This window comes from Marinomonas flavescens (genome assembly GCF_004352835.1).
Classification (GTDB): domain Bacteria; phylum Pseudomonadota; class Gammaproteobacteria; order Pseudomonadales; family Marinomonadaceae; genus Marinomonas; species Marinomonas flavescens.
Genome location: NZ_SJSB01000001.1, coordinates 122,081 through 141,885, shown reverse-complemented (window position 1 = coordinate 141,885; position 19,805 = coordinate 122,081). Strand labels below are relative to the sequence as shown.

At 42.8% G+C, this 19,805-nt stretch carries 19 protein-coding genes; 10 read left to right on the top strand and 9 right to left on the bottom strand.

The window, feature by feature from the left end:
* The first annotated feature begins 27 nt into the window (after window positions 1–27).
* From E0D70_RS00655 to E0D70_RS00635, 5 genes are all read left to right on the top strand, one after another.
* Window positions 28–1,446 (top strand): sigma-54 interaction domain-containing protein, encoded by a 1,419-nt coding sequence (locus E0D70_RS00655; RefSeq protein WP_133010332.1) that lies wholly within the window; start codon window positions 28–30, stop codon window positions 1,444–1,446.
* A 311-nt stretch (window positions 1,447–1,757) separates the two neighbouring features.
* Window positions 1,758–2,816 (top strand): TRAP transporter substrate-binding protein, encoded by a 1,059-nt coding sequence (locus tag E0D70_RS00650; RefSeq protein ID WP_133010331.1) that lies wholly within the window; start codon window positions 1,758–1,760, stop codon window positions 2,814–2,816.
* A 90-nt stretch (window positions 2,817–2,906) separates the two neighbouring features.
* Window positions 2,907–3,509, top strand: coding sequence for a TRAP transporter small permease subunit (locus E0D70_RS00645; protein ID WP_133010330.1), 603 nt, complete (start codon window positions 2,907–2,909; stop codon window positions 3,507–3,509).
* 16 nt (window positions 3,510–3,525) lie between these two features.
* A complete protein-coding gene (locus E0D70_RS00640) occupies window positions 3,526–4,887 on the top strand; it encodes a TRAP transporter large permease (protein ID WP_133010329.1) in 1,362 nt (453 codons plus the stop codon).
* 45 nt (window positions 4,888–4,932) lie between these two features.
* Window positions 4,933–5,706 carry a 3-hydroxybutyrate dehydrogenase gene (locus E0D70_RS00635; protein ID WP_207923171.1) on the top strand — a complete coding sequence of 258 codons (774 nt, stop codon included), beginning with the start codon at window positions 4,933–4,935 and terminating at the stop codon, window positions 5,704–5,706.
* 290 nt (window positions 5,707–5,996) lie between these two features.
* Here E0D70_RS00635 and E0D70_RS00630 read toward each other — a convergent pair whose 3' ends face one another.
* The 6 genes from E0D70_RS00630 to E0D70_RS00605 form a co-directional block, all read right to left on the bottom strand.
* Complete coding sequence (locus E0D70_RS00630; RefSeq protein ID WP_133010327.1) at window positions 5,997–6,623, bottom strand: TetR/AcrR family transcriptional regulator; 627 nt, start codon at window positions 6,621–6,623, stop codon at window positions 5,997–5,999.
* Between the two features lie 144 nt (window positions 6,624–6,767).
* Complete coding sequence (locus E0D70_RS00625) at window positions 6,768–7,514, bottom strand: ATP-binding cassette domain-containing protein (protein WP_133010326.1); 747 nt, start codon at window positions 7,512–7,514, stop codon at window positions 6,768–6,770.
* Entirely contained in the window at window positions 7,507–8,460 is a 954-nt protein-coding gene (locus tag E0D70_RS00620; protein ID WP_133010325.1) for an amino acid ABC transporter permease, read from the bottom strand. The genes E0D70_RS00625 and E0D70_RS00620 overlap by 8 nt, the downstream gene beginning before the upstream one ends.
* Window positions 8,461–8,633: 173 nt before the next feature.
* The gene (locus E0D70_RS00615; protein WP_133010324.1) at window positions 8,634–9,440 is read right to left on the bottom strand and encodes a transporter substrate-binding domain-containing protein; all 807 of its coding nucleotides are present in this window, start codon (window positions 9,438–9,440) and stop codon (window positions 8,634–8,636) included.
* 88 nt (window positions 9,441–9,528) lie between these two features.
* A complete protein-coding gene (locus E0D70_RS00610) occupies window positions 9,529–10,404 on the bottom strand; it encodes a dimethylarginine dimethylaminohydrolase family protein (RefSeq protein ID WP_133010323.1) in 876 nt (291 codons plus the stop codon).
* Between the two features lie 207 nt (window positions 10,405–10,611).
* The gene (locus E0D70_RS00605; RefSeq protein ID WP_133010322.1) at window positions 10,612–11,544 is read right to left on the bottom strand and encodes a 2-hydroxyacid dehydrogenase; all 933 of its coding nucleotides are present in this window, start codon (window positions 11,542–11,544) and stop codon (window positions 10,612–10,614) included.
* A gap of 296 nt (window positions 11,545–11,840) precedes the next feature.
* On the opposite strand from E0D70_RS00605, the gene argC reads away from it, so the two are divergent.
* The gene (gene argC / locus E0D70_RS00600; protein WP_133010321.1) at window positions 11,841–12,776 is read left to right on the top strand and encodes an N-acetyl-gamma-glutamyl-phosphate reductase; all 936 of its coding nucleotides are present in this window, start codon (window positions 11,841–11,843) and stop codon (window positions 12,774–12,776) included.
* Between the two features lie 120 nt (window positions 12,777–12,896).
* On the opposite strand, the gene E0D70_RS00595 is transcribed toward argC, so the two are convergent.
* The 3 genes from E0D70_RS00595 to E0D70_RS00585 form a co-directional block, all read right to left on the bottom strand.
* Complete coding sequence (locus E0D70_RS00595; RefSeq protein WP_133010320.1) at window positions 12,897–13,691, bottom strand: inositol monophosphatase family protein; 795 nt, start codon at window positions 13,689–13,691, stop codon at window positions 12,897–12,899.
* A gap of 69 nt (window positions 13,692–13,760) precedes the next feature.
* Window positions 13,761–14,798, bottom strand: coding sequence for a LacI family DNA-binding transcriptional regulator (locus E0D70_RS00590; protein ID WP_240536917.1), 1,038 nt, complete (start codon window positions 14,796–14,798; stop codon window positions 13,761–13,763).
* A 25-nt stretch (window positions 14,799–14,823) separates the two neighbouring features.
* Window positions 14,824–15,570, bottom strand: coding sequence for an MBL fold metallo-hydrolase (locus E0D70_RS00585; RefSeq protein WP_133010318.1), 747 nt, complete (start codon window positions 15,568–15,570; stop codon window positions 14,824–14,826).
* Window positions 15,571–15,743: 173 nt separating this feature from the next.
* Between E0D70_RS00585 and E0D70_RS00580 the strand changes: the two genes are divergently transcribed.
* From E0D70_RS00580 to E0D70_RS00565, 4 genes are all read left to right on the top strand, one after another.
* Window positions 15,744–16,820, top strand: a complete 1,077-nt coding sequence (locus E0D70_RS00580) for an ABC transporter ATP-binding protein (RefSeq protein WP_133010317.1) — start codon at window positions 15,744–15,746, stop codon at window positions 16,818–16,820.
* Between the two features lie 9 nt (window positions 16,821–16,829).
* Window positions 16,830–17,978, top strand: a complete 1,149-nt coding sequence (locus E0D70_RS00575) for an ABC transporter substrate-binding protein (RefSeq protein WP_133010316.1) — start codon at window positions 16,830–16,832, stop codon at window positions 17,976–17,978.
* A 113-nt stretch (window positions 17,979–18,091) separates the two neighbouring features.
* Window positions 18,092–18,928: an ABC transporter permease gene (locus E0D70_RS00570; protein ID WP_133010315.1), complete on the top strand. Its 837-nt coding sequence runs from the start codon at window positions 18,092–18,094 to the stop codon at window positions 18,926–18,928.
* Window positions 18,925–19,785 carry an ABC transporter permease gene (locus tag E0D70_RS00565; RefSeq protein ID WP_240536916.1) on the top strand — a complete coding sequence of 287 codons (861 nt, stop codon included), beginning with the start codon at window positions 18,925–18,927 and terminating at the stop codon, window positions 19,783–19,785. The genes E0D70_RS00570 and E0D70_RS00565 overlap by 4 nt, the downstream gene beginning before the upstream one ends.
* Window positions 19,786–19,805 lie beyond the last annotated feature (20 nt).

Sequence of the window (19,805 nt, the reverse complement as noted above, 5' to 3'; positions counted from 1 at the left end):
CTACAACCGCCATTGCACGGAGTCGATATGCCGTTTAAAAAAACAGAAAAGCTCACTCAGGCAGCCAATACCTATAAATCGATTTTGAATGCGATGGAAGAATGGGTTGTCATCGTCGATCATCAATCAAAAATCTTCTTTATTAATCGCCCCTACGCACGTTTCCTAGGGGTTAAAGCCGAAGACGTTAAAGGCAAAAAAGTCACAGAAGTGATTGAAAATACGCGTATGCATATCACGGTTCAGACCGGGAAAGCAGAGCGCCTGTCACTACAAAAAATACTTGGCAGTACTATGATTGCCAATCGCTTTCCTATTATCGAACAAGGAGAGGTCATCGGCGCCGTTGGCACAGTGATTTTTCACGACACCCACGAATGGAAGCAAATCAACACGCACATCAAAGCCTTACTTGCAGAACAAGACTTTAGCAGCCAAAAGCAGCTTACATCGAATAAAACAGTGACTGGAGCCAGCTTTCAGCTCAACGATGTTATTGGCGATAGCCAAGTGATGAAATCTCTTAGCGCGAAAGTAAAGCAAGTCGCTTCAGGCGATGTGACCGTGTTAATTCGAGGAGAATCAGGCACTGGCAAAGAACTTTACGCCCACGCAATACACCAGCTTTCTGACCGTGCTGAATTTCCTTTTATTAAAGTAAATTGCGCCGCTATTCCAGAGAACCTATTAGAAAGCGAATTATTCGGTTATGAAGAAGGGGCTTTTACTGGCGCTAAACGAGGCGGCAAAGCGGGTAAGTTTCAACTCGCCAATGGCGGCACCTTGTTTCTTGATGAAATCGGCGACTTACCCTTACCCATGCAGGCGAAATTACTGCGAGTACTACAAGACAGAGAAGTGGAATCAGTCGGCGGCACTCACGCCACACCGCTCAATATTCGTCTTATCACCGCAACACATCGCCCTTTAGAAAGCCTGATCGCCTCCGGTGATTTTCGTGAAGATCTGTACTATCGGATCAACGTCGTATCGATTAACCTCCCAGCACTCAGAGAGCGGCGCGACGATATCGCCAAACTGGCGGATTTCTTTCTACAAAAGCTGTCACGTCGTACTGGAAGACGCGCGCCTAAACTCACCGTTCAAGCCCTCACTGCCATGCTTGCTTATGATTGGCCGGGAAATATTCGTGAGCTAGAAAATGTTATGGAAGCGGCGTTTTACACCAGCCATGATAGGAAAATTCCCTTATCCTTATTGCCAGTGCAATTATCTCAGATCATACCAAGGCCCCAAGAACACCAACCTCACTTTACGATCAAACAGGCCGAGGGCAGTCTAAAGGAACAGCTCAATGCAGCAGAAAGAGAGATCATCAAAGCAGCGTTAATAGAATGTGGGGACAACCGTACTAAAGCGGCTAAAAAACTGGGCATTAGTAAATCCACTTTTTATGAAAAAATAGACAAATATGGGATAAGCTAGCCACCTTCTTTACGAAAACTCAACAAAAAAGCCGAATAATCGTCCGAGTATTCGGTCAATTTCCGATATACCGGACTATATTTGATAAATACCTAGCCTTATTCTTAATAACCGTCCGAGTTTTCGGAAGTTTATTCTGTTTTATTTTACAAAAATCTCAAATGAAACATAACCACATGATAAATAAGGATTTTATTTTTATGGCATTGTTTTTGATAGTAATCCTATTAGCTCCGAAGACGCCTTAACCTATATGGAAGATTCTTTGGCTTGCACGATATAAAAACTATAAAAATAATAGGATGAACACCATGAAAAAAGCTCTCGTAACAGCAATGTGCCTAACTGGTTTAACCTTCACAGCCTCTTCCTACGCTGACTTCAATAAAATACGCTGGCAAGTCCCTATGGCTTTCTCCTCTTCTTTAGTTGCGCTTGGCGATACCATGCCTGAAGTGTCTAAAATGCTAAAAGAAAGCAGCGGCGGTAAAGTAAACCTTAAGGTTTTTGAACCTGGTTCTCTTGTTCCTGCATTAAGTATTTTTGATAATGTCAGCTCTGGCAATATTTCTGCTGGGTATTCATGGATGGGGTATGAGTGGGGACAAGTTCCTGCTGCCGCGTTATTTGGCGCGACACCTTTTGGCCTTGAATCAAATGAGTTTACCGCATGGATGTATTTCCATGGTGGCGACAAGATGCTTAAAAAGCTGTTTAAACCCTATGATGTCTACCCTATTCTTTGTGGCACAATCAGCCCAGAAGCCGCAGGTTGGTTCCGAAAAGAAATCAACACGGTTGATGACCTAAACGGACTTAAATTTCGTGCCGCAGGACTGGGTGGCGAAATCATGTCTGAATTTGGCATGTCGATTAACGTCTTCCCAGGCGGCGAACTCTATCAAGCGCTAGAAACTGGCGTACTAGATGGCACCGAATTCTCTATCCCTACGGTGGATGAGCAACTTGGCTTCTATCAAGTCGCAAAACATTACTACCTTCCAGGTTGGCACCAGCCTTCAACCAACCAATTCCTCTACATCAACACCAACGACTGGCAAAAACTTAACAAGCAAACCCAATCGTTAATCGAAACAACCTGTATGGCAGCCAACACACTCGCGATTTCAAAATCCGAAGCCTTACAAGGCGGTGTATTAGCGAAGTTCGAAGAAAAAGGCGTGCAATTACACCAATATTCTCCTGAAATCTTAAAAGCTTTCGAAAAAGCCACCGACAAAGTCATGGCTCGTCACTCTAAAGACAACGCTCAATTTGCAGAAATCTATGCCTCTATGAAAGCGTTCCAAAAAGAACACAGCTCATGGAAAAAGCTAGGTTACTTACCGCGTGATTGGGATACGAAATAACTCTATTTGACACTCTGTTTAGTGAGTCGGCATCGAATGATGCCGACGTTTTTCACTGGATGCTAGCATCCGGAATCAAAGGAGAATGGTATGTCTGATCATACTACTGAGTTGGATTTGGCAGAAATTGAGGCAAAGCTATCGCACTCAAGCCTAAACCAGTTACCTCATACTAAAATTTCGAAAATCATCGAATCTAGCATTGAAAAAATCGGCCAATATTCCTCTTGGCTATGGCTTATTTTAATGCTGCTAATTGTTGGTAACGCGCTCATGCGTTATTTATTCAACACCACTTTTGTCGCACTAGAAGAGCTGCAATGGCACCTATACGCCGTTGGTTTTATGCTAGGCCTTTCTTATTGTTATATTCATGATGGTCATGTTCGTGTCGATGCATTGGCAGAACACTGGCCACTTCGCACCAGAGCATGGGTTGAAGTGTGTGGCATCACCTTATTACTGCTCCCCTTTTGTATTGTGATGTTTAGCTATGCGCTGCCCTTTGTTGAAAGATCTTATCGCTTGCATGAAGTGTCCCAATCTTTTGACGGACTGCCTATGCGCTGGATTATTAAATCATTCATTCCAATCGCTTTAGGATTATTAATGATAGCCGCCACTTCTCGCTGGCTGAGATGCGTCGCTTTTTTAACTAAGACGCCCACCTCCAATAACCACACACCACGCTAATCATTAGGGGAAGAATGTGTTCGAAACATACGAATTTTTAGTCATAGCCATGCTTGGCTGCTTTATCTTACTTATTTTTTCTGGCTTCCCTGTTGCTTGGGTTTTAGCTGGACTCGCCATCATTTTCAGTGTTGTCGGCGTTGTCACGTCTCAGTATCTAGACTGGGACACCTACTACATGACCGATTGGCGGATTTACGGCACCATAGTGCAACGGATTTACGCTCAAATGAGCAACTGGGTATTAGTCGCCCTGCCCATGTTTATTTTTATGGGACTGATGCTAGAACGCTCCGGTGTCGCTGAACGCCTGATGGTCAATTTTGTAAACCTATTTGGACGCTTCCGCGGCGGGCTCGGCGTAGCGGTTATTCTAATCGGTATCTTATTCGCCGCGTCTACCGGCATTGTCGGCGCCTCTGTGGTATTGCTCGCTATGTTGTCCATGCCGATCATGCTTGAGCAAAAATATTCGCCATCCTTTGCCAGTGGTATTGTTGCATCGTCAGGCACATTGGGGATTTTAATTCCGCCTAGTATCATGCTGATCATCATGGCTGACCAATTATCACTGTCTGTTGGTAACTTGTTCATGGGGGCGCTTGTTCCAGGGTTATTATTAGGCACCTTGTATATTGCTTACGTCATCCTAACGGCGATTTTTAACCCAAAAGTTTGTCATCCACCAATAGACTTACCCCCTATTAGCAAAGCATTAATCTGGTCTACGATGAAAGCGGTTTTTCCACCGTTAGCGCTCATCCTCTCTGTTCTAGGCTCTATTTTTATGGGCATTGTTTCACCAACCGAAGCCGCTGGTGTGGGCGCCTTAGGAGCGACGTTATTAGCCATTCTAAATAAACGTTTTAACCTCGCCATGCTCGCAGAAGTGTGCCGAAAAACCACCATCACTACTTCATTCGTATTTGGTATTTTTCTCGGTGCCACCGCTTTTGCTGTTGTCTTAAGAACCCTTGGGGGAGATGAGTTTATTAGCAGCCTGCTGCAAGGTATTCCATTGTCTCCAACCGGAATTATCATTGTTATTCTGCTCATCGCATTTGTGGCTGGTTTCTTCCTAGATTGGCTTGAAATAAGCTTGATACTGCTGCCTTTGGTTGGCCCTGTTGTTGTCGCTCTAGGCTTTAATTTAGTGTGGTTTGTAGTATTGTTTGCTTTGGCATTGCAAACATCTTTCTTAACACCGCCCGTCGGTTTCTCTCTGTTTTACTTAAAAGGTGTTGCACCTCCTAGTGTCACAACATTGCATATCTACAAAGGGGTTATTCCGTTTATTTTATTGCAACTATTGGCTGTACTTCTGGTTTTTATTTTCCCAGACCTCGTTCTTTGGTTGCCTAAAGTCATCTACGGCTAACCTTAATTGCTTTCTTGTTTTGAGAATAAAAGTTTGGAGAATAAAATGAATAAAAAAACCGTTTTAATCACAGGCGCAGCCAGCGGCATTGGGCTAGAAATAGCCCACGCTTATCTAGAAGCCGGCATGCAGGTCGCTATTTTAGACTTTAGCCAACACGCCATTGAAGACGCCAAAATACGCTTTTCAGCATTCCAAGAGCAATGCGACTTCTTCATTTGTGATGTCACCCACGAAGCCCAGTTTATATCCGCCATTGATGACGCTATAAAAAGATTTGGCCACATCGATATCTTAATAAACAACGCCGGCATCCAATACATAGCACCGATTGAAGAGTTTCCGTCCGACATGTACCGTAAGCTAATTGATATTATGTTGATCGCCCCATTTGTTGCCATTAAAAAGCTCTTGCCACTAATGAAAGAAAAAGGCGATGGGCGAATTATCAACATGGCATCAATCAACGGTTTAATCGGCTTTGCTGGCAAAGCAGGATACAACTCAGCGAAACATGGCGTTATCGGCCTAACCAAAGTAACCGCATTAGAAGCCGCCCCATTCGGCGTCACCGTGAATGCACTTTGCCCAGGTTATGTGGACACCCCACTGGTTAGAAACCAACTGGAAGAATTGTCTAAAAGCAGAAATGTTCCACTCGACAACGTACTTGAAGAAGTTATATGGCCACTGGTGCCACAAAAACGCCTACTCAGCGTCAAGGAAATTTCAGACTACTGCTTATTTCTCACCAGCCCATCCGCAAAAGGCGTCACAGGGCAAGCCATCGTTATTGATGGGGGTTATACCGCCCAATAAGTAAAACCATCAAACAAAAAAAGGCATCGTGGAAAAATCAACACGATGCCTTTTTATTTTACAATTTAACCTAGTCGCCTACTTGCTGTGGCTGCCATCTAATACTGTCTACTTTCGCCTATTACTTAAAGCGCTTATCATAAATCGAGTGATTCATGCACTCATAAGGCCCCATTGTAATATTCGAGATTCTCACCACTAAACGGTAAGATGAGCAGAGGATAAATCGGCATTGCATTGAACAAAGCAATGAGTAATATCTATAAACTCATCCCATTCTTTTCTTACCCTTACTTTTGAATGTCTATTAACTCTAAACGCAGTACAGATGATACGGCTTCTAAACCAATTTTTACTAAGGCGCCGTCTTGAAACTTCTCACTATACATGCTTCCGTCAAGCCATAATCCATCGATCAAGGCATTGGCTTTTATTGAGAAGTTTTCAATATCGGTGGCGCTGAATTCGCGATTGTCTTCTTTGAAAGATTGCTCAATGAGTGTGGCTAACACATCGGTTGTGTCAACATAAGCTTTACGACGAATAATCGCCATTTCAGGGTCGCTGTAGGTTAAAGGTAGAAAATTCGCCCACAGTAATACCGTACGAGGTGCGACAATAGGAGGGCTTAATGTCGCTTCAATAAAGTTACGTAAACGACGTTTTGCTGATAATAGTTCATTATCAATCCCTATTCGTGCCGTCGTATAAATATGATTCAACAAAGCACTATAGGCCGCTCTGATTAGCTCATTTTTTCCCGAAAAATAGAAACGAATCAGCCCATTGGTTACACCTGCACACTCAGAAACCCGACGAACTGTTGCGCCCTGTAAGCCTTCATTGGCAATGCATTCTAATGTTGCATTTACTAGCTCTTGCCGACGATTATTGCCTTCTCTTCGTTTACTTGTCATTCAAACTTAACACTCTCTAAAATAATATAGATCAAATACATAAGTCCATTTTTAGTCATCTGCAAAGTGGTAAAGACCCATTTTACAGAGGGATACATTCTACTGCATAAAATCATGACTTAATCGACAATATATCACTAATCACTACAAAACTTGACCTAGAAAGCGCTGTAACCTTGGATTGGAAGAATCAAAAAAACGGTCTGGCTGCTCTTCAAAGACTAACTCACCATCTTCCATAAACACGACTCGATCGGCTACTTCACGGGCAAATCCCATCTCGTGAGTTACCACAACCATAGTCATGCCATCACTAGCGAGGCTTTTCATCACATCTAATACTTCACCGACCATTTCAGGATCAAGGGCGCTTGTTGGCTCATCAAATAACATGATTTTAGGCTTCATTGCCAATGCTCTAGCAATCGCGACACGCTGCTGTTGCCCACCTGATAAGTGCGAAGGATAACTGTTCATACGATTGGCTAATCCCACTTTGGTTAGCAGTTCGTGCGCTTCTGTTTCCGCTTCAAATTTGGTTTTTTTCAGCACCTTTAATGGCGATAGCATGACGTTACCCAGTGCAGTTTTGTGGGGGAATAAGTTAAAAGACTGAAATACCATTCCCACCTCTTCCCGTACTTTATTGATATTGGTACTTTTGGCTGTTACATCAACACCATTAATATAGATAGTTCCATCTGAAATGGTCTCAAGTTGATTAAGTGTCCGCAGAAAAGTTGATTTTCCGGAACCACTAGGCCCAATAATAACTACCACTTCACCTCGCTTAATCTCAAGTGATACATTTTTTAGTGCATGGCAATGATTGGGATATATTTTTTCCACATTATCAGCAACGATGATGCTTTCACTCAATACTTTAGTCACTGGCAGATAACCTCTTCTCTAACTTTTGAATAACCCAAGACAAGCCCCCGGTAAGCACTAAATACATGATCGCAACGGTGAACCACACTTCAAATGGTGCAAAGGTCGAGCTGACCACTTCTCGTCCTGCTTTCGTCAAATCGGTAATTGATATGACAGATACTAATGAAGAATCTTTGATTAAATTAATTAGCTGGCCAGCTAATGGAGGCAGGGTTCTTTTAAAAGCTTGTGGCAAAATAACATGAATCATTGCCTGAAAATAATTCATTCCCACACTTCGTGCAGCTTCCATCTGACCGGGGTGAATAGATTGAATTCCAGATCGTATGATTTCAGCAACATAAGCGCCGGTAAAGACAGACAACGCAGCAACACCCGCAGTAAATCGATCAAGATCTAAAACGGTACCAATAAAGAAGTAGAAAATGAATATTTGTACTAATAAGGGTGTACCACGAATTATTTCCACATAGGTAATAGCAAAATATCGTAAGGCAGGATTATCAGATATCCGAGCAAGTCCTGTACACAGACCTATAATCATTGCAAAAATAAGCGCTACAAAGGATAGTTTTAGTGTAACAATTAATCCCCATAGAATAGGACCAATCCGCCAACCATTAACCTCAGCCAATGGATCTCCTTCAAAAACAATATCGCCAGACATTACATTAACTTTATCGAATTCTTTAATAATAAAAGGGTCACCACCTTGATCTGGTTGAACAACCATTTTGTGATGTTTAATATCAACGCTTTGTACAGTGCCATCAAATGGAGATCGAATATCCTTAGGTTCTACGCTAATAATATACTGTGGAATTCTTTCCCAGCGCCATGTATAGTCGATACTTTTACTAGAAGCGTAAATACCAAATCCCAGACCTATCATGACTAGGATAAAGACAGCTTTCCATAAAAGCAGATTATTTTGCTCTTTCATTGGTAAGAGGTTCTCCGTATTTAAACCTTTGTTAGGATGAGATTTTCAAATCTCTTAACTTTTAGATAAGAAAATAAGACTCAATTTTAACTTAGGGTAAGCACTGAAATGACAATCGAAATTTAAGCTACATCCTACTTCATCATATAGGATATAGCTTAAATAAGATGGCTCTATTGAATTGTGCTCATCCAGTTATCTGTTTCAAACCACTTATGATAGATTTTGTTGTAAGTACCATCACCTTTAACTTGAGCAAGGTAATTATTCAAAAAATTCATAAAGTCTGGATCGCCTTTACGAATTGCCCAAGCAAGAGGCTCATAAGTAAAAACGTGATCAAGATGAACTATCTTGCCTTTATTTTGAGACGCATAAATAGCGTTAAATGGCATATCGTAAACAAATGCATCAGCTTTACCATTAATAACTTCAAGCACGGCTGCTGACTCTGTTTCAAGTAAATTCAACTTCGCTTTACTCATATATTTTTTGGTTACAAACTCACCCGTCACACCCAATCTAGTGGCTATGGTGTATTTAGGATCATTTAAATCTTTATAAGATTTAACAATCCCTTTCAATTTAGGACTAATAAGAACCGTTTGGCCAATAACAATATAAGGGTCAACGAAATTAACTTTTAAATTACGCTGAGCAGTAATCGTCATACCCGACATAATAATGTCACACTTAGACGTCAATAAAGCTGGGATAATACCGTCCCACGCGGTATTACGAATATCTAATTTAACATTCATTGCATTGGCCATCGATTTTGCAATATCAACGTCAAAACCAACAATACGACCTTTTTTATCACGCATTTCAAAAGGTAAATAGCCGGTATCTAGACAAACCTGTAACGAACCACGGGTAACTATTTCATTCAATGTTGATTTCTTCCATAAGTCACCATCTGACGCTGAGGCGATACTTACATAAAACGACATGAGCAGTATTAAAAATATGTTCTTCATGATGTCTCTCTTACAATATTTGATTGTTAATAGAATCTACTTAAAATAATAAACGAATATTCTATTTTCGTTTATTAGTTTTGTTGGCTTAGTTTTCTCTAAAAATTGTATTCGTCAAACAGGTTGGCCCACCTTCACAAGCAATACATAACGCATCACCTTCAAAAGTATGTACAGTACAACCTGCGTCTTCCATCATTCGTTTGGTCTCAGGAAATCCTGAAATCATAATGCATTCGCGAGGGTTGATGGGTAAGACGTTTAAATTCAAACCGCCGCTGCCTAAAAACTCTTCCGCGGGAGCATCTAGCAAAGTAAAACCTTCTTTTAATAACAAAGTATAAAATGCAGTTGGCATTAACGGAGAATAAATAAGTACCAGCTTCTCATCCAAAGGTGAAATCATGGACATCAAATGCAAACAAGCTTCAGCACCTTGCCAAACAGGTAAATCAAAGCCAATCACATTAATATCGTATGGATTTAAAATACTATTAAGTTGGTCAATCCCTTCACGGTTAGAACGAAAACCACATCCTACAATAATGGTTTTGTCATTTAGCCAAATAAAATCACCACCTTCTATTCGAGCTTCGCCAGTTAATGCACCAAGAATAGGAACACCTGCTTTTTTATAAGCTACACCATGTAAGTCAGGCTCAGGCATACGTAGAGGCTTGCCCATATTTAATAGCACTGCACCATGATCCGTCACTAATGAGGCATCTTGGGTAAACATGGCATCACATAGACCATCACCATTGTCTTCCAACCAAGTAATTTCAGCACCTGAAGAGGCGACTAACTTAGCAAACTCATCATACTGAGCAATCGCCTTTTCTCCATTGAACTGATGACCGTAATGCCATTCAGAAGGATCTGCGTTGCGAAGACTCTCACCAGGACGACGCATCAAGACACGCTTAATCGGTGCGACCATAGATTGACTACCAAATGATTTCATAGATTGCCCTTTCGTTGAATTTACTAGAATTAAAATATCAAAAATGAATTAGCCTTCATTATTATGCAATTGCATAATTTTATGCAAGCGCATAATTAAAAAATAAGCAAAAAAAACGAACGCAAGGTTCGGTAATTTAGTTTGGCAGCCTCCGCTGAGGCGGAGGCTGGGAGAAAATTGATTGTAGTTCTGGATCTGCTCGGTTTATCAGTAGCCTTTTGTTAAGTCTATTTGATTATTCAATTCACCCTTGCTGACAAAGCTTAGTACGTTGTCTGCGACTTGTTCGATGATGGTGGGTAGTGAAGCATCAGAGGCTAAATGCGGGGTGATTGTGATGCCTTTGGTGGTCCATAATGGGTCTGTGGCGGGTAAGGGTTCTTGGTTGAATACGTCTAATAAGGCGCCTCGTAGATGGCCCGCATCGATCCGCTCGATTAAGTCTTCTTGGATCAAATGACCACCACGCCCTACGTTGATGAGGTAACCGCCCTCTGGCATTTTATTAAACAAGTCTTTGTTTAATATGCCTTTTGTCGCTGGGCTTAATGGCAATAAGTTTACCAGTAGTTCGGTTTCTTTTAGCATTTCACCTAGCCCTTCTTGACCGTGGTAACAGTGGATGCCGTTCAGAGTTTTAGGGCTACGTGACCAACCAGAAACACGATAGCCAAATTGCGCTAATCCACGCGCGACAAACTGTCCTAGCTCTCCTAACCCTAAGACACTGACGCGAATGTCGGACGCGGGTCGCTGACGAAAGCCCTGCCATTTTGACTCGCTTTGGTTCGCGCTTATCTTGTCAAAATTACGCTGTACAGTGAGTGCGCCCCACAATACGTATTCCAGCATGCCTTGCTTTTGATGGTCATCCACCACTCGACAAACAGGCAAGCCTGAGGTTAATAACTCCGTTCCCAAATGGTCGACACCTGCCGCGACAGAATGCAGGCATTTTAAATTTGGGTAGCGCGTTAATAAGTCTGCTTCTGGGTGCCAGCAAAGGGCCATTTGCGCCTGCTCTGCACCGGCATCGCCAGCTACTAACACATTGATTTCTGGACGACGCGCTAAAAAGGCCGCTTTCAATTTGGCGGTGTATTTCTCATTATTCGTGACAAGTAAAAGGTCATTGTTCATTGCGAATCTCGGTACGATGAATGGGCTCATGTGAATGTTCGTGATCAAGCCTGCCACAACAAGGAATACTTTTACAAATGCTCTTCTATATAAAGTTGCAAAGACGTTATTGCATGGCATTTTTTAGCCATTTAGCAGGGCTACCAACTATTCACCCGAAGCGGGATGCATTACACTCTTCGTTAAATATTAATAACGCCTTAAACGCAGTATAAACTGCCAAAAACCTCAGCAAAGGCTCAACAAAGCCCCTGACGTTGCAACAATTTAAGACAGACCACAAAGGACCCCACGCTGTGAAAAAAGTATTTATTGATGGTGAAACTGGTACCACCGGCTTGCAAGTAAGAGACCGTTTGGTCAACCATCCGAACATTAGCATCATCAGTATTGATCCCGCTAAGAAACGCGATGTAGAAGAGAAGCGCCGTCTGATGAAAGAAGCTGACGTCACCGTACTTTGCTTGCCTGATGACGCGGCCAAAGACAGTGTTGTGCTGGCTAAAGAAGAAGGCTGCCGTATTCTTGATGCCAGTTCCGTTCACCGCGTGGCGGATGGCTGGGTGTACGGACTTCCTGAATTGGATGTGACTCAGCGCGCTAAAATCAAAGACGCGCAGTTTGTTTCCAACCCTGGCTGTTACCCTACCGGTGCGATTCTGTTCCTAAAACCTTTAATAGAAGCAGGGTTATTACCCGCGTCTGGCGATTACTCTATCAACGCCGTTTCTGGTTACAGCGGCGGTGGTAATGCGTTAATCGATCGTTATGAAAGCACGCATAATGCACCAACATTCGGCGCTTACGGTCTGACATTTAATCATAAGCATTTGCCTGAGATTAAAACCTGGTCTGGATTAGATAAGTCCCCTATTTTTGTGCCAAGCGTAGGCAGTTTTCGTCAAGGTATGCTGACATTTTTACCGATTCAGCTAAAAGGCAATGTCACCATGGAGCAGCTACACGCTGAGTTGCTAAAAACCTATGCGACGGATGCCTTTGTAACCGTCAATGATTTTAATGCCGTGGTGGATAATTCGGCGCCGTTCTTAACTCCTCACGGTCTTGAGAACACGAATCAAGTTGAATTATCTGTGTTGAGTGGCCCTGATAATCAATCCGGTGTATTAGTGGCTAAGTTAGACAACCTTGGCAAAGGTGCTTCGGGTGCTGCCGTGCAAAACCTAAACATCATGCTAGGTTTTGCTGAAGACATTGCCGTTACCCTGTAAATTTCGAATTTAGCGAGAAAAAGTCGAGCACTTGTGTTCGACTTTTTAATTTCCTGCCTTTCATTTTTCTGCTTTTTGATTCTCTCTTCTTATCAGCAACCTTGGCTTATTGCGCTCTTATTACGAGTAATGAGAAAGCTCTGCTAGCGGAGTATTCAACTCTTCCCACAAGGTTTTACTGGCCGTCCATACTGAATTCCCTTCAAGCAAACCATTATTAGCAAGAAAATTAGGCACACGACCACCCGCCTCTTCGATTAATAGCAGGCCCGCAAGAGCGTCCCAGCTGTTTAAGTGCGCTTCAAAATACCCATTTACCTGACCGGAAGCCACATGGGCTAACATCAACGCGCCCGAACCAAAACGACGATATTCAACATTGTGCTGGTCCAATAGATGCAGTACATCCAAATAATTTTTCAAAGGACGACGATTTGAACGGCCTAGGCCTATAATGGCTTTCCCACTTTCTGGCTCTTGTATTGTTAAACGTTGGTTATTTAAAAATGCTCCCTTACCTCTTTTAGCAACGAAAAACTCATCCCGATCTGGCGCATAAATAAAGCCAAGTTGGATTTCACCAGCGATCACGTAAGCAATAGATAAACACCAATAGTCCATTTTTTGCAGATAATTAGTAGTCCCATCAATGGGGTCGATCACCCAAACACCGTTCCCATCAAGCGTATTATTGGCTTTAGTCAGGCCACTTTCTTCACCCAAAAAATCATCGTCTGGGTAAAGAGAAAGTATCGTTTTTCTAAGTTCACTTTCAACAAAGAGGTCTGCTTGAGAAACAAAATCCTGACGCCCTTTTTGCGTCACAGACAATCCAGTTTTGCGAATTTCTTGCGCTCGAATTCCGGCTTCTCTAATCGCGTTTTCTAATAATGTGTAGTCTTGAATCGGTTCCATTAACAATGCCTTTTTAAGTTGTAGGTTCTTTTAAATGCTCTTGGTGCTTCGCAATAAAACACTTGCACGCTATCGCGGTTCTCTTATTTGGGGAGAGGTATGCCGCAGCACCAGCTTGACGGGAACCACTTCAAAACGTTGGGTGATATTTGCATCACGCCCTCTTGATTCTAAGCAGGACACGGCGCGAACCGCGGTTTCTTCAATATCTTGGCTAACCGTTGTTAGGCGATAACTGTATTGAGCGGTTAATGGTGTGTCATCGAATCCGATCAAATGAAAGTCATTTGGTGCGTGAAATCCATGTTCTCTCATGCCATCTAAAAACCCACACGCGAGCTGAGCGTTTGCGCAAAACACGCCATCGGCAGACGCCCCTGATCGACAAAACTCATGCGCGGCGCTTCGGCCACCTTGATAACCGTCTTGTGTGGCTTCAATTTGAAGCAACGCAAACCGATCCTCTGCATATTTCTCCATGATAATGCGATGAAAGGAATCTCCTCGCTTTACGCCCGCCCAGGTAGAGCCTGCATAATTTAGCCATGCAAACTTTTTACAGCCAGATGCAATCAATTGCTCAGCCGCTAATGTTGCGCCTGTTTCGTTGTCTGAACAGACAAAGTCAACGTCAGGTAGATCCATATGACGATTGATGCCAACCACCGGAATATTATGCTGAACACAATCTTTCACCAGTTGCGTTGGCGGCTGACCAGAAGTAACAATAACGCCCGATACCTGAAACTGAGTAAATCGACGAATGGTTTCTTCAAGCTCATCAGGGTTTCTTACTTCTGTGACCAACGCTTGATAACCTTTTCGCTGGATTTCCGCCAATAAACCTTCCAGTAAACTACTGCGGAACGGGTCACTCAAGCGCGCTACAACAACACCGATCAATTGGCTACGCTTGCGGTTCAACCCTTGCGCTAAAAAATTAACTTGGTAGCCCAAGGCGTCAGCGGCGCTAATTACCTTCTCCCGAGTGGCTTTGGAGACGCTACCATTGTTGGTAAAAGTACGAGATACCGCGGCTCTTGATACGCCCGCTTTGGTGGCGACATCCTGTGCGGTTACCGTGAATTTCTTTGAGATTTTTGCCAAGAGCATCGCTCCTCTTTCAATCAATTTATAGTGCGTCAGCGGTATTCAGCATTAAACCGTCATAACTGATAAATAGGTTTGGGATAGTGCCAGCAGCGTCACGGAGGTTTGGCAAAGCCGCATCAAAACAATGGTAAAGACCCAACTTTTTAACATTCGTATCTTTCAATAAACGAATACAGTCTGGTAAATCCCCATGAGAGGCATCGTCGTCCAGCGCATTAAAAGAAGCACACTCTTGGAAAGCCAGATCCGCATCTTGCATCAAGACTTTACTTGCCGCCGTAGGTCGACCATCGCCACTGTAAAATAGCGTTTGGCCGTCAACCGTAAGGCGAATCGCTCGATTGCTTATTTCATGCTGCGTGTTAGCCGTTTCAATCTCCCAGTGCTGCCATGTAAATGCATCTGCAATGTCGTGCCAACGAATATCAAAGCAAATATCGGTCTCTGGCCAGATTGCCAAATCCACTAAAGACGTTAGTAAGGGCTGCTGTTCAAGTTGGCTAAAAATATCCAAAGGTTCAGCGCGTTGGAAACTTTTCCACTGGTTCACTAATGCCGCTAAGCCTGAACAGTGATCAGGGTGGCAATGTGTAAAGTAAATAGCTTGTATTGCATTCACCTCAATGCCACGTTGCCACAGCGCCCTAGGAATAGTGGGGCCACAGTCAATCAACCACTGATTATGGCTATTATCTTCAATGTGAATTGAAGATGTATTGTTAATTTCAGAGAACGCACTTCCACTACCAATCACATCAATTTTCATCTCGCCGCACCAAAATGTCTTTTTAGTTTAATTAAAATGTCATAAAGATCAGACAAAGTAGGCAACCATAATGTCTTCAATTGATTACATTTTTTTTACAAACAAGTGAACACGTGTTCATTTTTTAAAAATAAATTGAATAAAGAAAAAATAGGCCAGATTCGGAGCCCTATATGACGCAATTGAAAATTGAGAATCTACACGCTGGTTATGGCAGCAAGATGATCTTAAACGATTTTAATTTAGAGATTAATCAAGGTGAAATGATCGCCCTATTGGGCCCTTCTGGTTGCGGTAAAACCACATTACTGAATGCTCTATGTGGCTTCGTTCCTGCTTCTCATGGTGAAATTTATGTAGGCGATCGCGTCATTACTAAGCTTCCTGCAGAAAAACGAAATATCACTATGGTGTTTCAAAGCTACGCCCTTTGGCCTCACTTAACCGTGGCGCAAAACATCGGTTATGGGTTGAAAGTACGCAAAGTAAAAACCGCTGAAATTCAAGATCGCGTTAACGAATTGCTCGTCATCGTTAAGCTAGAAGGCCTGCAAAACGAAAAAGTCACCTCATTGTCTGGCGGACAGCGACAACGCGTGGCTCTCGCCCGAGCTCTAGCCATCAGGCCAGATGTGTTGGTTCTTGATGAGCCACTTTCTAACCTTGATGCCAAGGTCAGACTCAATGTGCGTCACGAAATAAAGTCCCTTCAAAAGCAATTAGGCTTCACCTCTTTAATTGTGACTCATGATCAAGAAGAAGCGCTTGTAATGGCTGATCGAATCGCCGTGTTAAACCAAGGGAAAATTGAACAACTGGGTACGCCTGAAGAAATATATCGCACACCAAGCAGTGCTTTTGTCGCTAATTTTATGGGGGCAGAAAATCACATTGAGTGGCAAAACGACGACAACACGCTGCCCGCTAAATCCGCTCAACAAATTTATTTTAGAAGCGAAAGCGTGCAGGTCACAGTGCCATCAGAAAAAGCCTCTTCATTGAGCAACGATGTTCACTTTGATTCCGATCTAACCTGCCAAGGTCATGTTTTACAGAGCGCCTTCTTTGGACACCATTACCGAATTAGTGTGCGCTGCGGGGCGCACACCATACAGGCTGATCACCATAGTGATTTGCCTGAGAATACCCCCGTTACGTTACGAGTTACTGCCGACGCACTGCATATCTACAACAACCAAGTAGAGACTGCAGCGCATCATGTTCCAACATCATTTCAGTCAAATAAATAAGGGATCATCATGTTTACTAAAACTAAAATTGCTGTACTCGCTGCTGTAGGCATCGCTCAATTCACGAGCTTTGCTCAAGCTGAAACGGTGTTAAACGTTGCTTCTGCTGGTGGCCAAAATATGGTGGATTACGTAAAAACTTACCTAGCCCCTAAGTTTGAAGCCATGCACCCAGGCGTTAAAGTGAACATCATCGGCACTGGGCCTGGTGATGCAGGTTCGCACAAAATCCTCGAAAAACTGTCAGCACAACAAAGCAGTAATCTGGCTAAATGGGATATTGATGTTGCCGTTGTTCATCAAAAAATTGGCGGCCAAATGGTAAGCGAAGGCCTATTAGCTAAATATCGTTCAGAGATAGACACGGGCAAACTTGTTTCTCGCGACAGTGCTAAAAACGCGCTAGGAACAAATGTAGAAGGCTATGTTATGCCTATGTTTCACAGCCAAACAGCCATCGCGTACAACAGTGACTTTGTTACAACACCGCCAAAGTCTTACGATGAATTAGTCACTTGGACTAAAAAACACCCTAAAGCCTTTGGTTACAACGGCATTAAAAATGGCATGTCTGGCGTCAGCTTTGTTACCGGTTGGATTTACGCTTACGGCACCGACGCTAAAACACTTTCAAGCAAACCTTATAACAAAGACGTTGAGTCAAATTGGGGGGAAGCGTTCGCTAAGTTAAAAGCATTCAATAAAAACATCACCTTTACACCAGGCAATGCTGGCACTTTAGACATGCTAAACCGTGGTGAAATTTTCATGGGACCAGTCTGGGTCGACATGTTCTACAGCTGGAAAGAGCAAGGCAAAATTCCGCCGTCTATGAAGCTTGCTCTGATTGCGCCGGGAATGCCGGGGCAACCAATGTATTATGTCACGCCAACCAAAGCGGCTCATCCAGAACTCGCACGTCAATTTATTGAGCTAGCCACCAGCCCTAAAGTACAAGCAGAAGGCATTGTAAAACGCTTTAACTGGTATCCAGGCATTGATGCGAAATACGTTAAAAGCGAATTGGACAGCGCCACTTGGAATAAATTATTTGCAGAAATAACCCCAGAAGATTTGTCTCAATACGGAAAAAGCTTCCCGATTGCATCCTATTTTGACGATATTAAAGAAGGTTACGAGCGCCAAGTTTCTAACTAATCGCTCCTGACTTAATAGCAATATTTGGAAAATCGAGCTAAGCAAGAAGTAAGGTTTTTATTGCGGTTTAGTTCGATTTTTTCCAATTTAAGATTTATTCAAAGGTCTGCTCTATGCACTTCAAAATATCAAAAAATCTTTGGCTGGTTGCTCCTGCGGCTATTATGGTGGCGATATTATTTTTATATCCTCTGTGTTTTTCACTTTATTCTGCCATCACTTTAGACAACGGCAGTTTCACACTAGAGCACTTACATACTTCCTTTGAGCTCTACTCGAACGACATACTGTTTACGATTTTGATCGTACTCATTTCAGTGATTTTGTTAGCACTGCTTTCTACCATTATTGCAGCGCTCATTGTGCTATCACCTTTCCGCTCAGTGGTATTAATACTGGGGGTTTTATATCGATTGCCGCTATTTATTCCATTTATCGTGACTGCTCAGATGATGCGTACCTTTCTCGCAAAAAATGGGCTGATGAATAATGCCTTTATAGCATCAGGCTTAATGACACCAATGGACACGGTTTCATTCCTTGGCTGGAGCGGCATTATTATCACTTTTGTCTGGAAGCAACTCGCCTTCTCAACACTACTGATTACCGGTGCCATGTCCGCGTTAGACGAATCTCAAATTCGCGCCGCTCGTAATCTAGGCGCCTCTCGGTTCAAAATATTAACGCAGATAATACTGCCACAAATTTTCCCTACGCTTGGCGTTGCCATGGTGCTATCAACCGTCACCATGATGTCCGTATTATCGGTTCCGCTGATGATAGGCACAGGAACACCCACAATGATAAGTGCAGATATGGCGTTTCGCGTGAATTCCTATGGCGATTACCACGTCGCGAATGCATTAGGCTTGGTGTCGTATGCCATCTGTGCTGGATTGGCTTGGTTCTATCTTCGCCATAGTTTAAAAGATAAAGGGGCAACAGCATGATAAATACACACGTTACAATTCAAAGCATGGTGTTAGAAAAACTAAAAAACATGCCATTAAAATTCAACTTCTGGCTACAGATTTTATTTATCTTGGTCTTTGCTCTTGTGCTGTTTGGCCCAATCGTCAATCTATTGATTTGGACCGTTACTGAGGTGTGGTACTTCCCTCATGCCTTGCCGTCGCAGTGGGGATTCAAATATTGGCATCAGGTATTTAACCCATATAGCAATGTTTCTAGTTCATTATTTACCAGCATTATTATTGCCATATTAACGGTCTGTGTTTGTCTGCTGGTTTCTGTTCCGGCGGGGTACGCCTTATCCAAACGAAGCATGCCATTTAGGGTATTTTGGATGCTGCTATTTTTAATTCCTCAGGCGTTTCCAAATTTAACCGTGTACATGAACATTGCACGACTGTTTTATGAGTTTGGCTTAAATGGCACGTTATTGGGCGTCGTCTTAGTCCACAGTATTCATGGCCTCATGTTTTCTGTTTGGATTAGTGTCGCTGCATTTTCAACAACGGACCCTATGCTGGAACGCGCTTCGCGTAATCTAGGCGCTGGGCCAATTTATACTTTTTTCCATATTATTTTGCCGCAAGCTGCCCCAGGTATTATTGCTAGCTGTATTTTCGTTTTCTTGGAGTCATTGGATGAATTTACGGGGACTTTCTTCGTCGGCGCACCGGACATAAGTACGCTACCTCTGTTGCTTTATAGCGCTAGTATGGAAGGAAACTATCAAATAGCGTCTATTACTGCGCTCATTCTCCTAGTGCCGTCGATCTTGTTTATGTTGATCATCAATAAATTTATGAGCCCTGAAATGCTCTCTAAACTTGGCAAGTAAAGCGCTGACTTTGCTCAATA

Bases quoted from the DNA above. Each gene is read 5' to 3' on its own strand.
- E0D70_RS00655 (WP_133010332.1), top strand. From the start codon at position 28: ATGCCGTTTAAAAAAACAGAAAAGCTCACTCAGGCAGCCAATACCTAT.
- E0D70_RS00650 (WP_133010331.1), top strand. From the start codon at position 1,758: ATGAAAAAAGCTCTCGTAACAGCAATGTGCCTAACTGGTTTAACCTTC.
- E0D70_RS00645 (WP_133010330.1), top strand. From the start codon at position 2,907: ATGTCTGATCATACTACTGAGTTGGATTTGGCAGAAATTGAGGCAAAG.
- E0D70_RS00635 (WP_207923171.1), top strand. From the start codon at position 4,933: ATGAATAAAAAAACCGTTTTAATCACAGGCGCAGCCAGCGGCATTGGG.
- E0D70_RS00630 (WP_133010327.1), bottom strand. From the start codon at position 6,623: ATGACAAGTAAACGAAGAGAAGGCAATAATCGTCGGCAAGAGCTAGTA.
- E0D70_RS00620 (WP_133010325.1), bottom strand. From the start codon at position 8,460: ATGAAAGAGCAAAATAATCTGCTTTTATGGAAAGCTGTCTTTATCCTA.
- E0D70_RS00615 (WP_133010324.1), bottom strand. From the start codon at position 9,440: ATGAAGAACATATTTTTAATACTGCTCATGTCGTTTTATGTAAGTATC.
- E0D70_RS00610 (WP_133010323.1), bottom strand. From the start codon at position 10,404: ATGAAATCATTTGGTAGTCAATCTATGGTCGCACCGATTAAGCGTGTC.
- E0D70_RS00605 (WP_133010322.1), bottom strand. From the start codon at position 11,544: ATGAACAATGACCTTTTACTTGTCACGAATAATGAGAAATACACCGCC.
- E0D70_RS00595 (WP_133010320.1), bottom strand. From the start codon at position 13,691: ATGGAACCGATTCAAGACTACACATTATTAGAAAACGCGATTAGAGAA.
- E0D70_RS00585 (WP_133010318.1), bottom strand. From the start codon at position 15,570: ATGAAAATTGATGTGATTGGTAGTGGAAGTGCGTTCTCTGAAATTAAC.
- E0D70_RS00580 (WP_133010317.1), top strand. From the start codon at position 15,744: ATGACGCAATTGAAAATTGAGAATCTACACGCTGGTTATGGCAGCAAG.
- E0D70_RS00575 (WP_133010316.1), top strand. From the start codon at position 16,830: ATGTTTACTAAAACTAAAATTGCTGTACTCGCTGCTGTAGGCATCGCT.
- E0D70_RS00570 (WP_133010315.1), top strand. From the start codon at position 18,092: ATGCACTTCAAAATATCAAAAAATCTTTGGCTGGTTGCTCCTGCGGCT.
- E0D70_RS00565 (WP_240536916.1), top strand. From the start codon at position 18,925: ATGATAAATACACACGTTACAATTCAAAGCATGGTGTTAGAAAAACTA.